Source organism: Candidatus Nitrosopumilus sediminis (genome assembly GCF_000299395.1).
Lineage (GTDB): Archaea > Thermoproteota > Nitrososphaeria > Nitrososphaerales > Nitrosopumilaceae > Nitrosopumilus > Nitrosopumilus sediminis.
Map to the genome: position 1 here is coordinate 321,533 of NC_018656.1, position 15,138 is coordinate 336,670.

Genomic DNA, 15,138 nt, shown 5'->3' on the forward strand with positions numbered 1-15,138 from the left:
CCATTTATTTTAAAAAATTACAAATTTTTGCTAAAATTATTACAAATAAGGTGCAAATATTGCTGAAAACCTACATATATTAAATCAGAACCATGTTTTTCGAATACGTTGCATCGTTTTGATGAATTAGATATGAAATTACTTTATGAATTAACTAAAGATGGCTCCATTTCTGTTCCTACCCTATCGAAAAAACTTGGAATTAATGCCTCAGTGCTGTATAGCCGAATTAAGAGACTGATGAAAAAGAAGCTCATCAAGAAATTCACCATCGAAATCGATGATTCTCTCTTGGGAATAGGAGTAAAAGCAAATGTCGGGATTAATCGAGATCCAAAACTAAAGGATTCCATCCACAAGAAATTCCTGGAGACTCCTGAGGTGGTTTCCATTTCGGAGGTCACAGGCAGGTTTGACATTATGATTCAGGTTTATGCCAAGAACCTTGAAGCACTTCACTCTATTGTAATTGAAAAAATCGGAAAAATTGAAGGCATTCAAAATACTGAGACCTTTGTAGAACTACAAAAAACCGATAAAGATCCTGTCTATCTGATTCAATAATTATTGGAATTTCTCATCCCACTTGCCTTCGTTAATTTCGGCAGTGATTTCTTTTGGAGTCTTTCCTTCCACTTTGACTCCTAATGCAAGACATGTTCCAATGATTGTCTTTGCAACTGATTTTAGTGATGAAGCATAAGATTTGTCTAGTTTTGTGTTTGCGACTTTGAGTACCGAATCCATTGTAACATCGCCTGCCCATTCAGTGCCAGATGTACCTGAGCCTTTCTGAATTCCAGCTTCCTTCATGATTAGTGCAGCAGCTGATGGAATTCCGATTTCGATATCATAACTTTTTGTATCCGTATCAACGATTACTGTAACTGGAACTTTCATTCCTTCAAAGTCTTTTGTCTTTTCATTAATTGAATTGATGACTTCCATGATGTTGACTCCTAGAGGACCTAGTGCTGGACCCAAAGGTGGACCTGCTGATGCTCCTCCGCCGGTTACAAGTGATGATACTTTTTGTTCTCCCATGTTAAATCAGACTCTAAATGAAAATTTAATCCTTCCTAAGCCTCACTAGACAGCTTTAGATAGTTTGCGTCTACTGTGACTGGTAATTGGTATGATGCATCTAGTAGCACTACAGTTGCCTCTTCCTTGTCGACATCAATTCTCGTAATTGTTGCCTTCATTCCCTTGAATGGACCTCCTGTAATCTCTACTACATCATCGACTGTTAATTGTGAAACTGTTGATTTCTTGATTAGATATCCTTCAATGTCTTTGAATTCCAATTCTCCTCTTAATTGACCTCTGATGTGCCTTACACCTTCTACTGCCAAGTATGCATCACTTGGATTGACTGCTTCAATGACGACATAGCCTTTTAGATCACTTACCCAAAATACGGATTGAATGTTGATCTGATTTGCATTGGCTTTAGCTTCTAATAACCTCATTACCACTTTTTCTTGTCCTCCTGTGGTTCTTATTGCAAACAAATGTGATTTGATTTCTTCTGACATGTTACCTACCAAATGTAATTACCGAAAAGACAAACTGAATTGTAAAACCAATAGCTCCTACTCCTGCTATTCCTAACAAAACAAGTCTAAGATGCTGTGAATACTCATCTCTGTCAGGCTTCTTGGCCATTTTCATAGTGTTGGCCATGTTCTTGACAGTCTGCTTAGGGTTCATTGCTGGAAATTAATAAGGTGTCCTTATATCTCTTATCTCATGGAACTACTGGTTGCATATCAAGATGACCCCGCCGGTCATAATATGGCAAAATATCTTTCAAAAGAAATGACTTTGAAAGATGATGTTTTTCATGGGAAATATTATGATCTTCTAATAATTCCTACACCTGCAATTTCTGCTGATTGGTTGGAAGAAAAATATGATTATGACGGATTTATTTTTCTCTCAAAACATGCTGCAGAATCTGGGGAACTAGCTTTGACTTGCCACAGCACTGGAAATTTCTCCACGGCAAAGTTTGGTGGAAACGATAAACAAGTTGCAATCCCAAAACCTGACTTTCAAAAAGTTTATCTTCAAACTCTAAAGAAAAACCAGTCCAAGTTCTCTGAATTTCAAATTACTATAGAGGCGACTCACCATGGACCAACTGCACTGACAAAGCCATCAATATTTGTAGAAATTGGAACTACTGAAAAACAATGGAATGATGAATCACTATGCAGTTCCGTTGCATCATTGGTTCACCAAGTACTGTCACAACCAATCAAAGAGCATCCAGTAGCAATTTGTTTTGGTGGAACTCACTATCCTTCAAAATTTACCGATGAGTTGTTAGATGGCAAGTTTGCACTTGGGACTGTCATTCCAAAACATACTCTAGGTGATCTAGATGAAAAGTTATTTTCTCATATTATGCAACAAAACAGTATGGCAAAAGCTGCACTCTTGGATTGGCGAGGACTTGGTCCAAACAAGCAGAAGGTACTTGATCTTTTAAAATCTACAGACCTTGAGGTAATCAAGCTTTGAATATCCAAGAAAAGATTTACAAAAAATTACTCGAAGTACCCAAAGGACAAATCACAACTTATGGGGATTTGGCAAAAGCTGTTGGACTAAAAAATGGCCAAAGAGCTGTTGGAAAAATCATGAACAAAAATCCATATCCTGTGATCATTCCTTGCCATAGAGTTGTAATGTCTACTGGAAAAATCGGTGGATATGCATATGGAGAGCATGTCAAAACCAAGATGCTAAATGACGAAGGGATAGAAATTCAAAATGGCAAAATTGTAAAACTAGAAAATGTACTTTATAGATTCTAATCTTTTCGTTTTTCTCTAATCTCATCCATCAAAAGTCTGAGATGGGCTTTGTTTCTAACTGTGTTACCACCGACTTTCTTGTATAGAGCCCAGAATTCTGGATTAGTCAAATCTTTTCTGTCTTTTGCAATTTTTAATAATCGTCTCAATGAGCGAACCTTTGCAACATAGACTTCTTTCTTACCTACTCTAGCTCCTTTTCTTCCTTGTTTGGAACCTTGAGTTGTACCTCTCTTGTTTTTCTGAGATTTCTTCTCATGTGCTCTTCCTTTTGAAGTGCCGGTAAATGATTTGATTTTGATAGTGTTTGCTGTGATCAGACTGCGAATGTTTTCTCTAGTAATTGCATCTGCAATATCGTCTAGATGGTCACTGTCGAATCTAATTCTGTGAACACCTACACCAGTAACTCTGGCTGCGAGTCTTTTTTTAGCTTTAAGATTTACTACCACTTGCACTCACTCTTGCGTTAAATATTTTGAATTTTTGTTCAATTGCTTTTACGATAATTTCTTTTCTCTTTTTAGTGCCCACACCGTGTCCAAATCTGACTCCGTCTTTCTTTGGGTCTAACTTTTCTAAATCATTCAAGTTGTAAACTAGATTATCTGTAAATCCTGATGGATGTAATCCTCTTGCATCTTTTGGTCCACCATATCCTACTTTGACTAGACCTGGACGGCCTCTGCTCTTTTGTTTTCTTTGGTGGTGATCAATACCTTTTGGCTTTCTCCAATTGGTTTGTAATCTAACATAACGCCAACTCTCTGGTCTTACAAAGTCTGGCTTGTTTTCTTTAGCCTCTTCTCTCTTTGCAAGTAGATCCTTGTTGATCGTCATAAGATTGAGTCTTGAATTTTGGAATAAATACGTTCCTAGGCCAGAAAAAAATTATCTATAAGAAAAAGATAATAAGGAAACTTTGGGCGGATCGAATATCTCATGAACCAGCCTGGGATTGAACTAATAATTTTTGGGGGCATGTACCTCTGACCCAAGTATTAGGTACTGCTGCAACTGAGAAATTTTCTTCACAATTAACCGCCTTTGGAATCAAACCATCCAAAGTCCACAGAAACCTAAGCGTGGATGAGATGGTCCGATTGGCAGTAGAGCGAAAGGAGGGCGTTGTAAATTCAACAGGCTCATTATCAGTAAATACTGGAAAATATACAGGCAGATCCCCTGATGACCGATTCATCGTATATGATGATAAGACTCATGACACTGTAGATTGGGGGCCAATCAACCACCAATTCCCAACTGGCAAATTTGAAAAACTCTTTGAAAAAATGAGAGCCTTTGTTGATAACAAGGAACTCTTTGTCTTTGATGGCTTTGTAGGTGCTGATCCTGAAACTCGTTTGCCAATCAGAGTAATCAATGACCATGTATGGCAAAGCATGTTTGCAAGTAACTTGTTTATCAGACCTACTTCGGAAGAATTAGAAAAGCATGAACCTGAATTTACTATTTTGTGCATCAATGATTTCTTTGCAGACCCTGAAGTTGATGGAACTAGAACTGATGTCTTTATACTAATTGATTTGACAAGAAAAATTGTTTTGATTGGCGGAACCGAGTATGCCGGCGAGATGAAAAAATCAATGTTTGGTGTGATGAACTTTCTGTTACCTGAACGCGGCATCTTCCCAATGCACTGTTCTGCAAACATTGGTGAGAAAGGCGACACTGCTTTGTTCTTTGGATTATCCGGCACTGGTAAAACAACTCTTTCTGCAGATCCTAACAGAAAATTAATTGGTGATGATGAACATGGGTGGTCTGACAATGGGACATTTAATTTTGAAGGGGGCTGCTATGCAAAATGTATCAACCTCAGCCAAGAAGCAGAACCTGAAATTTGGAATGCAATCAAACCCGGCGCACTTTTAGAAAATGTTGTGCTAAAAGACAATGTCCCAGACTATGATGACAACACATTGACAGAAAATACTCGTGTTGGATATCCTCTAGACTTTATCCCCGGAGCTGTAATTCCAAGTGTCGGTGGAAATCCTAGAGTTATTGTATTTTTGACAGCAGATGCATTGGGGGTATTGCCACCTGTTTCAAGACTTACCCGAGAAGGGGCAATGTATCATTTCATGTCCGGATATACTAGTAAGTTGGCAGGAACTGAAAGAGGAATCAAGGAGCCAAAATCTGTGTTTTCTCAGTGTTTTGGAGCGCCATTCATGCCTAGACCAGCCTCAGTTTATGCAAAACTATTAGGAGAAAAAATCAAAAAACACAATACCGTAGTTTATCTCATCAATACTGGATGGTCTGGAGGACCTTACGGTGTTGGAAAAAGAATCAAAATAAAATACAGTAGGGCAATGGTTACTGCCGCTCTTTCAGGTGCACTTGATATTGTAAAATACAGACATGATGATTTGTTTAATCTAGATATTCCAACTGAAGTTGAAGGGGTGCCTTCTGAGATTTTAGATCCAAAACATACCTGGATTGACAAAGACGCCTATGATCTTTCTGCAAAGAAATTAGCTCAAATGTTTGTTGAAAACTTTAAGAAATTTGAAAATGTCTCACCTGAGATAATCGAAGCCGGTCCTAAACACAAACTATAGGTTATTTTCTTTTTAGTACTCCAAACACTGCTATTGCAATTACAATGCTGCCAATTATGAAAATCTGTTTTTCTGGAATATCTGTTATGCCTGGTATTTGCTGATTCTCATCTAGTGAATTAATTTCAATCACATTGAATGCACTTGATGTAGTTCCATTAACTCTGATTTTTGCATCAACCCAGTACAGTGAATTCTCATAAACGTCAATTGATGCTTTCTTGTCCGGTGTTGCAGTTGTAGTGTGAACGCTTCCGTCTTTGCTGTTAATTACTGAAATTTTTGCAAAGCTCCATTCTTCTGGATGGTAAATATCAAATGACAGTTTCTCATTTTGTTGGTTTACTGAAACAGAACCAGGTGTGTAATGCAACAAAAATGGTACCCTGTACTGTATGCCCTCATGACTGATCATCATTGTTCCTTCATGGTCTCCAAAATTATCTTCTGTAATGCTCATCTTTATTTTCAAAATGTCTCCATCCAACACTCCTCCAAACTTTACAAATTCCGGTCCGTCAAATGTCACATCAAATCCTCCCCATGATCCATCCGTTGATTTTAGCTGGAATTGCTTTTCGACAATTCTATCATCTGATGACGCAATGGCAACAAAGTTTGGGGGCTCTATGATCAGTTTTGCATTAAATGCATTTGCAATGTCCAGTCTCCCGGCACCTGCCTCATGAATGGAGAATTCTTGCTCATAGGCGTCTGATACAGGCTCAACTGTAGTAAGTAGCAGGGATTTGATTTCATGGTGGTGGAGTTCTGGGTTTTTTTGAAGCAATAAGGCTGCTGCTCCACTAACGTGAGGGGCAGCATAGCTTGTTCCACTGGTAAAGTTGTATCCTGCATTGTTTTGTGTGGTGTTGATATACGCCCCAGGTGCTACGATTTCTGGTTTAATGTAAAATGGTGATACAGGTCCCCTGGAACTAAAATGTGCAACAAAGTCTGGATTGTAAAACAGTTGCAAAATCCCACTGCTCTTCTCTGTGATTGATTCTTTGATTTCAAGTCCTTCTTCTCTGTCTATTGACACAACTGGAATTCTTGGCGCATAGTCTGGTTCTATAAACTCATGAATCAGCTCTCCCAAAAAAATTCCTGGATTGTTATTGTAAACAATCAGTGCCTTAGCTCCTGCGTCAGCTGCATTTTTTTCTTTAATTGAAAAATACAACAACTCTCCTTCAACATCGCTTCCCCTTTCGACAATTGCTATTGCATCCTTTACATCCACTTTTTCAAAGTCTTCAATCTTTCCATAACCTGCAGAAACAATTTTTGCAATGATTGACTCTTCTAGTTTTGTAGAGCCGACCATTGGAATTACGGTATATGGTTTTTCATCTATCTCTAATGTTGCAACTAAACTCGATGTAAGATTGTTATATGTTGCACCCACTGTAACTGAGCCAAAATTTCTTCCAGGACTTCCAATTGTTTCTAGTTCTGGTCCATCGTTTCCAGCTGCAGTTACCACAAAAATTTCTTTTTCTAATGCTTCATTGACTGCACGATCAATCTTTGCATTTGTTCTGTTTACCCCTAAACTGATATTGATAATGTCTGCATCGTCCTCAATTGCTTTCTGAATTGCCCTTATGATTAGATCTGATGATACTCCCTCTCCGTCCTCTGAAACTTTGTAAGCTAGAATTTTTGCCTTGGGTGCAACTCCTGACATTTCACCATCAGCTGCAATCACTCCTGCAACCTGAGTTCCATGACCGTTTGTATCAAGTGGGGTTTCATTCTCGCGAATGAAATTGTATCCGCCAATCACTTTCCCATCAGGACCCCATCCAAACAAATCTGGATGGTTGTAATCTACCCCCGTATCAATTACTGCAATCTTTATCCCCGCACCATCAATTCCCTCCATCCTTGGAATGTCTACTCCGATGTATGGAACACTTCTATCCAGATACAGTTCTGATTCGTTTTGTGTTTCTAGCTGTGATAAAACCAAAATTACTGTAAATATTAGAATTGTAGAAAAAGCTAGTAATAATTTCACAAATTTCCTATCCATTTAAACAAGTAAAAATGAATTGCTTAGTAAAGCAATAAATGGAATAAACCACAAACCCTTCTCATGGGAAAATACACACTTCCTGAAATGCCATATGCTTATGATGCATTGGAACCTCACATTGACGCAAGAACAATGGAGATTCATCACACAAAACATCATCAAGCATACACTGACAAACTAAATGCAGCTCTTGAAACTTGTCCAGCTGAAATTCAAGGCAAAGATATTGTTGATATCTTGTCTGATATCAATTCAGTACCTGAGGACAAAAGAAGTGCAGTTAATTTCAACGGTGGTGGTTATGACAACCACAGGTTATTTTGGAATAACATGAAAGCAAACGGAGGCGGAGAACCTGGAGGATCAATTGCAGATGCAATCAACAGTTCTTTTGGAAGCTTCTCTGACTTCAAAGAGAAATTCTCATCTACTACAGCAGTAATCCAAGGCAGTGGTTGGGGATGGTTAGTATACAATCCTTCTACATCAAAGGTTGAATACAAATCAATGCCAAATCAAACTAGCCCAAGAACAGAGGGATTAATTCCATTGTTGGGCTGTGATGTTTGGGAGCATGCATACTATCTCAACTATCAAAACAAGAGACCTGACTATATCGCCGCATGGTGGAATGTAGTCAACTGGGACGAAGTAGAAGATAGATTCTCAAAAGCAAAATAAAGTTAAATCTTTATTTTTTCTTTATCTCTTTATTTTGATTTTCTCAAGTATCCATGAATGAATTTATAACCATAAGAGAAAGATTTGCTGTAAATGAGTGAAGAACAGGCAGAGCAATTGATGCAGCAGATGCAAATGCTTGAAACATATTTTTCAGATTTATCTCAAAGGGAAGTTACTTTCATGAATATTTTGAGAGAGGCAACTGCTTCAATAGAATCCATTCAGTCTCTTGGCAAAAATCCTGAATCTGAAACTCTAGTTCCAATTGGAATGGGCACATATGTTCCCACAAAAATTTCATCTAATTCCAAAATTGTAATGAATATAGGTGCAGGTGTTGCAGTCGAAAAAGATTTTCCATCTGCAATTAATTATCTTGAAGCAAGAATAAAAGAAGTTGAAGTTGCTTTACAAGATACAGCTGCCAAAAAGCAAGATGCAGCAGCAAGATTAGAGCAAGGAAAAGCACAGATGAATCAAATGATGCAGCAAATGCAAAAACCTCCAACTTCGGGATAAACCATGTTTGATAAACTTCGTAATGCATTTTCTAATGCAGCGAAAAGTCTTGGTGAGAAAGAACTTAATGAAAAAGACATTGAAGACATTCTTTTTGAACTAGAAATTTCTTTATTGGAATCTGATGTTGCAACTGCAGTAATTGATTCTATAAAGTCTGATCTTAAAGAAAAATTAATCGGCTCAAAAGTTGACAAGAAAGAAATTGAAAAATTTGTAAAAGATAGTTTGATTTCATCTATCTCTAAATTATTTGATGAAGCAGGAGAATATGATCTCTTTGAAAAAATTAATGAAAAAAAGAAACAAGGCCAACCTTTTTTGATTTTGTTTGTAGGAATTAACGGAACTGGAAAAACTACTTCGCTGGCCAAAGTTGCACATATGTTAAAGGAAGCAAAATATTCTATAGTCATTGCAGCAGCCGATACTTTTCGAGCAGGTGCAATTGAGCAATTAAAAGAGCATGCAAATCGTCTAAACCTAAAACTTGTTGCACAAAATTACAACTCTGATCCTGCAGCTGTTGCACGAGACGCAGTATTGTATGCAAAGTCACACAAAACAGACTGTGTACTAATTGACACTGCAGGAAGAATGCAAACAAGTGAAAACTTGATGCAGCAAATTGAAAAAATCACCAAAGTAGTAAACCCTGACATGAAAATTTTTGTAGGTGACTCTTTAGCTGGAAATGACACTGTTAACCAGGCAAGAGAATTTCATGAACATGTAAAATTTGACGGTTCAATATTGACCAAAAGTGATGCAGACGCCAGAGGCGGAGCTGCATTGTCTATTGTCAAAGTAACATCTACTCCTGTTCTCTATGTAGGAGTTGGACAAGAATACCCTGATCTGAAACCATTTGACAAGGAACTTTTCTTAGAAACTGTTTTTGGTTCATTGGATAATGTCAATATTGCAAAAACTGCAGAACCAACACCAGAACCAACACCAGAACCAGAACCAACACCAGAACCAGAACCAACACCAGAACCAGAACCAACACCAGAACCAGAACCAACACCAGAACCAGAACCAACACCAGAACCAGAACCAACACCAGAACCAGAACCAACACCAGAACCAGAACCAACACCAGAACCAGAACCAACACCAGAACCAGAACCAACACCAGAACCAGAACCAACACCAGAACCAGAACCAACATCTGATGATCCGTTTGACGGAATCGAAGATGATGACATTGCAACTTATTCAGACTTGTTTGATATTCCTCCTCCTGAAAACGACAAGGAAGCAAACAGATTAGCTAACAATATTCGTCAATGGATCAAAGATGGCAGACCAAAGCCTGGAGAACCAAGCAAGATATCTGATGCAGATGAGGAAGAGATACCAAAACAAGATAAAGAAGAAGAGCCTAAAAAGAAAAGGAGATTTGGATTCTTTAGAAAATGAAACTAAAAACAAAACATTTACTCACTTTAGCGGAACTTACACCAAAGGAGTTTGTAGGATTAATCGATGACTCCATCAAACTAAAAAAGGAACTCAAAAAAGGTACAAGCAAACCGATTCTAAAAAATAAAACATTAACGATGATCTTTCAAAAGCCATCAACTCGAACACGTGTTAGTTTTGAAATTGGAATGTATCAGTTGGGAGGACATGCAGTTAACCTGTCTTCTAATGACATGCAACTGTCTCGAGGAGAATCAGTTGAAGATACTGCAAAAACTCTTTCACGATACTCTGATTGCATAATGGCACGAGTCTATGAACACAGCTTGCTTGAGAATCTAGCAAAACATGCAACGATACCTGTCATTAACGGGCTCTCTGATTCTTTTCATCCTTGTCAAATATTGGCAGACTTTATGACGATAAAGGAAAAAAGAAAAAACTCAAGGGGATAAAGATTGCATGGATTGGAGATGGCAACAACGTCTGCAACTCTATGATTTACGGCGCTGCATTGTCTGGAGTTGACATGTCCATTGCAACTCCTAAAGGATTTGAACCTGACAAGAATGTAATCAAGCAAGCCAAGAAATCAACTAGCATTGAATTAACCACCGATCCATTCATTGCAGTCAAAAATGCAGATGTAGTAGTAGCTGACACTTTCTCCTCAATTCATAATCTTGACAAGAAACGATTGAAAAAATTCCTCCCAAAGTATCAGGTAAATGACAAATTAATGAAGTCTGCAAAAAAAGATGCGATCTTTTTGCACTGTCTTCCTGCAAAGAGAGAACAAGAAGTTACATCATCTATAATTGACGGTCCTCAGTCTGTTGTTTGGGATGAGGCAGAAAATCGTTTACATACTCAGAAAGCTTTGTTAGCTGCTCTGATTCGCGCTTAACGTATATAAGAGCAGATTCAAACTCGGTTTCTATAGATGGCCTATTCAAAAATATTAAGAAGGTTAAGGGAAGAAAAAACCAATTATCGTAAACGTGGAACCATGTTGATGGGCAAACGCGATTTTATCACTGTAAATATTACTAATGAAAATACCCAAGTCCAAATTCTCACACCTGGCATGGCTGGAGACAAAGTTGTAGCCTCTGCCCATTCTAGATATCTGCTTGAGAAAGGTTGGAAAGGTTCTAGAAAAAGTGTACCTGCTGCATATCTTACAGGATACTTGGCAGGAAAGAAAGCATTAGGCAAAGGAGCAAAGGATGCTATCTTGTACACTGGAACTAGAAGATACACACAACGAATGGCAGCTGCTCTCAAAGGAGTAATTGATGCCGGCGTTGAAGTACCTGCAGATGCAGAAACATTCCCATCTGATGAAAGAATTAACGGCGAACATCTTAAAGTAAAAAACGAAGTTTCTAAAATAAAATCTACAATCGATACTGAGGTCAAATAGAAATGAGTCAAGCAACACAATCTAAACCCGGTCAAGGCGGACAAAGAGGTAGAGGCCCACCAGTATATGGGAGAGGACCACCAGGTGGAGCTAAAGGCGGAGATCGTCCAAGAAGACCAAGAAGAGAACCAGAAGAAGAAGTTTGGGTTCCAAAAACTATCTTGGGACAAAAAGTTGCATCAGGAGAAATTACATCTTTAGAAGAGATTATCGAATTAGGATTAAGAATTCAAGAGTCCGGAATCATCAAGAAACTGTTACCTGACTTGAAAAGTGAAGTCGTCGATGTTGGAATCATTCAAAAAATGACTTCAAACGGACAATCAACTAGATTCAAAGCAATTGTAGCTACAGGAAATGAAAACGGATACTTGGGAATCGGCCAAGGAAAATCAAAACAAATGAGAATTGCAATTGAGAAAGCAACTAGTCAGGCTTTCATTAACGTACAGCCAATCAAGATGGGATGTGGCAGTTGGGAATGCAAATGTGATCAAAAACATTCTGTCCCATTCAAAGTAAAAGGAAAAGGTGGAAGTGTAACCATTGAAATCATTCCTGCACCACGTGGATTGGGCCTTGTAGCAGGCGGTAAGATTAAACGATTATTGGAATTGGCAGGATTAAAGGATGCATGGACTACAGCAAAAGGTTCAACTCCTACAATGAACTCCACTTCAAAAGCAGTATTGGATTGTCTAAGACAGACATTTAGTCAGGGTTGATAAAAAATGGCAAATGCATATCTCGTTGTTAGAATAAAAGGTCAAGCAGATTGTCCATACTGGGCAACACACACAATGATGCTTTTACAATTGGACAAAAAATATCGAGCAACAATTCTTCCTGCAAAAGACACTACTTTGGGAATGCTAAGAAAAGTACAGCACTATATTTCCTGGATTGAGCTTGATGCATCTTTAGCAAAGGAATTGCTTGACAAGAAAGCAAGAAAGTCTGGTTATCAAAAAATTACTCCTGAAGATCTTAAAGAACTTGGATTTGCAAGTACTGATGAATTAGCAACAGCACTAGCTGATGGAAAAGCAGTACTATCAAAATTAAAACCCTTAAAGCCTTGGTTTGCTTTGGCACCTCCAGTACACGGATTCAAAAGAAGCACCAAGAAACTTTATGGACAGAAAGGAATTCTCGGTCTAAACAAAGAGCTTGACACTATTGTAAGGAGAATGATTTAACATGGCATCTCGATTAAGAAAAACAAGACGACTTAGAGGCGGACGACACATGGGATGGGGACAAGTAGGTCAACACCGTGCAAGTGGTCACAAAGGTGGTCTTGGAGTTACTGGTATGAAGAAACATCATAGAAGTTCTATGATGATGTATGAACCAGATCATTATGGACATGATATACCTAAAACACCTCACCCAAATATTATAAAAAAATGGACCAGCCTTAGAGACCTAGATGACTTGTTCACAAAGTTCGGTAAAGAAGAGGGAGGCAAAAAAATCATAGACCTTGTAAGTGCAGGATATGATAAACTCCTTGGTGGCGGAAAAATAACAAATGCTTATTCCGTCAAAGTTAAACAATTTACAGCATCTGCCGAAGAGAAACTAAAAGCTGTTGGGGGAGAAGTGTTAACCGAGAATGGCTGAGGGTACACTAACTGCCACTATTCGAAAAGTAGTTTTCAAAGCAGAACCATACTTACCACAAGTTCCAAAACCTAAAAAGAAAATTCCACTACAAGTAAGATTACTTTGGTGTGGAATTGCATTACTCATCTACATGATAATGGGACAAACCCCGTTATTTGGAGCAACAGCACCACAGTTTGACTTTCTAGCATTTGCTAGAGTAATTTTTGCATCTCAACAGGGTACTTTGGTGGAACTGGGGATTGGGCCGATAGTAACTGCTGGACTCTTGATGCAGTTGTTGAGAGGTTCAGACATTCTAAAGTTTGATTTCAAAAAGCCTGAGGAGAGAGGAATCTTCCAAACAGCTACTAAACTTGTAACCTATGTTGTAATTGTAGCAGAATCTATTGTATATGCCATGGCAGTTTATGGTCCAGGTGTAACTGAGCCATACGTACTGTATGTTCTAATTGGGCAGCTGATGGCGGCGTCAATAATTATCATGTTCTTAGACGAGTTAATTCAGAAAGGTTGGGGTCTGGGCAGTGGAATCAGTCTGTTCATTATGGCAGGTGTCGCCCAGCAGATTCTCTGGAGTATGTTCAGTCCATTGCCTGCAGGAGATGGCGGAATGATTGGTATTATTCCATATATCGTTCAGTCTTTGACTGGAAGTGGCGACATTACAAATATTCTATTTCGTTCTAATCAATTACCGAGTATCTTTGGCCTGTTCCTCACAGCTGGAATTTTGCTAATTCTAGTATTCACACAAGGAATGAAAATTGAAATCCCAATTGTCTCTACAAAATACAGAGGCTTTTCAGCAGTTTATCCAATCAAACTGATGTATGTCTCAAACATTCCAGTAATTTTGGCTTCTGCACTCACTGCAAATGCTGTCTTCATTTTCCAGATGCTGTGGGCAAACATGAATCCACGTAACAATAATTTCTTCATGAACTTTATCGCACAATTCGATCCTACAAGCCCTAACACTCCTGTGGGTGGTATCATCTACTACATTACTCCTCCAAGAGGATTAGATGTTGCAGCTTTGGATCCAATGCGTGCAGTAGGTTATGTTTTGTTTATGATAGGAATTGTAGTTGTGTTTGGTAGATTATGGGTTGAGCTTGGTGGTTTGTCTCCAAAGAGTGCAGCTCAGAACTTGCTTGATGCAGATGTGCAAATTCCTGGATTTAGAAGATCAAACAAACCAGTTGAAGCATTGTTAAACAAATACATTCCATCTGTTACAATCATCGGCTCAATGATTTTAGGTCTGTTGGCCGGAGTTTCAGATGTTCTTGGAGTCTTTGGTTCTGGAATCGGAATTTTACTTATGGTAGATATTCTCATCAACTATTACACACAACTAGTTAGAGAACAAGTCGAAGTTGTAATGCCGCGTTTGGGTGCTCTACTTGGCAGAAAGTAAAAAAATCGTCATGGTTGGAATCCCAGGTGTTGGGAAGACTACTCTATTATCAAAGATTGTAGAGCATATCAAAGATCATCAAAAAAGTATTCAGGTAATTAGTTTTGGAACTCTGATGTTTGAGGTAGCAAAAGAAAATGGCATTAAGGACAGAGATGAGCTACGACGTTTATCGATACCAAGACAGCAAGAACTGCAAAAGATTGCAGCTGAAAAGATTGCATCTCAAACTGAGGAAGTTGTAATTATTGATACTCATGCATTCATCAGTTCCCCTGAAGGATACTATCCTGGGTTGCCAGAACACGTTCTCAAAATTATCAAACCCTCAAACTTTATCTCAGTTTCTGCAAAACCTGAAGAAATCTACAGCAGAAGAATGACTGATGAAACCCGCAACAGGGACAAAAATACCATTGAAAATGTTAAAAAGGAATTAGATGTTCAGTCAGGCATGATTTCTGCATGTGCTGTTATTACAGGCTCGCCAGTCAAACATGTTCTTAATCGCGAGGGAAAGGTTGATGAAGCAGCAGATAAGATCATTCAATCATTAGGACTGTAAA

At 38.4% G+C, this 15,138-nt stretch carries 21 protein-coding genes; 15 read left to right on the plus strand and 6 right to left on the minus strand.

Annotated elements, in window-relative coordinates:
- Positions 1-132 precede the first annotated feature (132 nt).
- On the plus strand, positions 133-564 hold the full coding sequence (locus NSED_RS01890) for an Lrp/AsnC family transcriptional regulator (protein WP_193353275.1): 432 nt from the start codon (positions 133-135) through the stop codon (positions 562-564).
- On the opposite strand, the gene NSED_RS01895 is transcribed toward NSED_RS01890, so the two are convergent.
- The 3 genes from NSED_RS01895 to NSED_RS01905 are packed head-to-tail and all read right to left on the minus strand — an operon-like array spanning position 565 to position 1,713.
- Positions 565-1,044 (minus strand): 50S ribosomal protein L11, encoded by a 480-nt coding sequence (locus NSED_RS01895; RefSeq protein ID WP_014964555.1) that lies wholly within the window; start codon positions 1,042-1,044, stop codon positions 565-567.
- Between the two features lie 35 nt (positions 1,045-1,079).
- The gene (locus NSED_RS01900) at positions 1,080-1,538 is read right to left on the minus strand and encodes a transcription elongation factor Spt5 (RefSeq protein ID WP_016940047.1); all 459 of its coding nucleotides are present in this window, start codon (positions 1,536-1,538) and stop codon (positions 1,080-1,082) included.
- Between the two features lies 1 nt (position 1,539).
- Entirely contained in the window at positions 1,540-1,713 is a 174-nt protein-coding gene (locus NSED_RS01905; protein ID WP_014964557.1) for a protein translocase SEC61 complex subunit gamma, read from the minus strand.
- 39 nt (positions 1,714-1,752) lie between these two features.
- Here NSED_RS01905 and NSED_RS01910 point away from each other — a divergent pair, with 39 nt between their 5' ends.
- Together NSED_RS01910 and NSED_RS01915 are read left to right on the plus strand one after the other, a co-directional pair.
- Positions 1,753-2,529: a D-aminoacyl-tRNA deacylase gene (locus tag NSED_RS01910; protein ID WP_016940048.1), complete on the plus strand. Its 777-nt coding sequence runs from the start codon at positions 1,753-1,755 to the stop codon at positions 2,527-2,529.
- Complete coding sequence (locus NSED_RS01915) at positions 2,526-2,825, plus strand: methylated-DNA--[protein]-cysteine S-methyltransferase (protein WP_014964559.1); 300 nt, start codon at positions 2,526-2,528, stop codon at positions 2,823-2,825. The genes NSED_RS01910 and NSED_RS01915 overlap by 4 nt, the downstream gene beginning before the upstream one ends.
- On the opposite strand, the gene NSED_RS01920 is transcribed toward NSED_RS01915, so the two are convergent.
- Both NSED_RS01920 and NSED_RS01925 read right to left on the minus strand, forming a co-directional pair.
- A complete protein-coding gene (locus tag NSED_RS01920; protein WP_016940049.1) occupies positions 2,822-3,277 on the minus strand; it encodes a 50S ribosomal protein L19e in 456 nt (151 codons plus the stop codon). The genes NSED_RS01915 and NSED_RS01920 overlap by 4 nt on opposite strands.
- Positions 3,261-3,665 carry a 50S ribosomal protein L32e gene (locus tag NSED_RS01925; RefSeq protein WP_014964561.1) on the minus strand — a complete coding sequence of 135 codons (405 nt, stop codon included), beginning with the start codon at positions 3,663-3,665 and terminating at the stop codon, positions 3,261-3,263. The genes NSED_RS01920 and NSED_RS01925 overlap by 17 nt, the downstream gene beginning before the upstream one ends.
- A gap of 149 nt (positions 3,666-3,814) precedes the next feature.
- On the opposite strand from NSED_RS01925, the gene pckA reads away from it, so the two are divergent.
- Complete coding sequence (pckA, locus tag NSED_RS01930; protein WP_076797499.1) at positions 3,815-5,419, plus strand: phosphoenolpyruvate carboxykinase (ATP); 1,605 nt, start codon at positions 3,815-3,817, stop codon at positions 5,417-5,419.
- Position 5,420: 1 nt separating this feature from the next.
- Here pckA and NSED_RS01935 read toward each other — a convergent pair whose 3' ends face one another.
- The gene (locus NSED_RS01935; RefSeq protein WP_016940050.1) at positions 5,421-7,445 is read right to left on the minus strand and encodes a S8 family serine peptidase; all 2,025 of its coding nucleotides are present in this window, start codon (positions 7,443-7,445) and stop codon (positions 5,421-5,423) included.
- Positions 7,446-7,523: 78 nt separating this feature from the next.
- On the opposite strand from NSED_RS01935, the gene NSED_RS01940 reads away from it, so the two are divergent.
- From NSED_RS01940 to NSED_RS01985, 11 genes are all read left to right on the plus strand, one after another.
- Entirely contained in the window at positions 7,524-8,144 is a 621-nt protein-coding gene (locus tag NSED_RS01940) for a superoxide dismutase (RefSeq protein WP_014964564.1), read from the plus strand.
- Between the two features lie 93 nt (positions 8,145-8,237).
- On the plus strand, positions 8,238-8,666 hold the full coding sequence (gene pfdA, locus NSED_RS01945) for a prefoldin subunit alpha (protein WP_014964565.1): 429 nt from the start codon (positions 8,238-8,240) through the stop codon (positions 8,664-8,666).
- A gap of 3 nt (positions 8,667-8,669) precedes the next feature.
- Entirely contained in the window at positions 8,670-10,091 is a 1,422-nt protein-coding gene (gene ftsY, locus NSED_RS01950; protein ID WP_014964566.1) for a signal recognition particle-docking protein FtsY, read from the plus strand.
- Positions 10,088-10,549: a Rossmann-fold NAD(P)-binding domain-containing protein gene (locus NSED_RS10685; protein ID WP_232212307.1), complete on the plus strand. Its 462-nt coding sequence runs from the start codon at positions 10,088-10,090 to the stop codon at positions 10,547-10,549. The genes ftsY and NSED_RS10685 overlap by 4 nt, the downstream gene beginning before the upstream one ends.
- Positions 10,489-11,001, plus strand: a complete 513-nt coding sequence (locus NSED_RS10690; RefSeq protein ID WP_232212308.1) for a Rossmann-fold NAD(P)-binding domain-containing protein — start codon at positions 10,489-10,491, stop codon at positions 10,999-11,001. Before NSED_RS10685 ends, NSED_RS10690 begins: the two co-directional genes overlap by 61 nt.
- A gap of 36 nt (positions 11,002-11,037) precedes the next feature.
- Positions 11,038-11,520 (plus strand): 50S ribosomal protein L18, encoded by a 483-nt coding sequence (locus NSED_RS01960; RefSeq protein WP_014964567.1) that lies wholly within the window; start codon positions 11,038-11,040, stop codon positions 11,518-11,520.
- A 2-nt stretch (positions 11,521-11,522) separates the two neighbouring features.
- Entirely contained in the window at positions 11,523-12,245 is a 723-nt protein-coding gene (locus NSED_RS01965; RefSeq protein WP_014964568.1) for a 30S ribosomal protein S5, read from the plus strand.
- A 6-nt stretch (positions 12,246-12,251) separates the two neighbouring features.
- Positions 12,252-12,719, plus strand: a complete 468-nt coding sequence (locus NSED_RS01970; protein WP_014964569.1) for a 50S ribosomal protein L30 — start codon at positions 12,252-12,254, stop codon at positions 12,717-12,719.
- Position 12,720: 1 nt separating this feature from the next.
- Complete coding sequence (locus NSED_RS01975; protein WP_014964570.1) at positions 12,721-13,146, plus strand: uL15 family ribosomal protein; 426 nt, start codon at positions 12,721-12,723, stop codon at positions 13,144-13,146.
- A complete protein-coding gene (gene secY, locus NSED_RS01980; RefSeq protein WP_014964571.1) occupies positions 13,139-14,572 on the plus strand; it encodes a preprotein translocase subunit SecY in 1,434 nt (477 codons plus the stop codon). Before NSED_RS01975 ends, secY begins: the two co-directional genes overlap by 8 nt.
- Positions 14,550-15,137 (plus strand): adenylate kinase, encoded by a 588-nt coding sequence (locus NSED_RS01985; RefSeq protein WP_232212309.1) that lies wholly within the window; start codon positions 14,550-14,552, stop codon positions 15,135-15,137. Before secY ends, NSED_RS01985 begins: the two co-directional genes overlap by 23 nt.
- Position 15,138 lies beyond the last annotated feature (1 nt).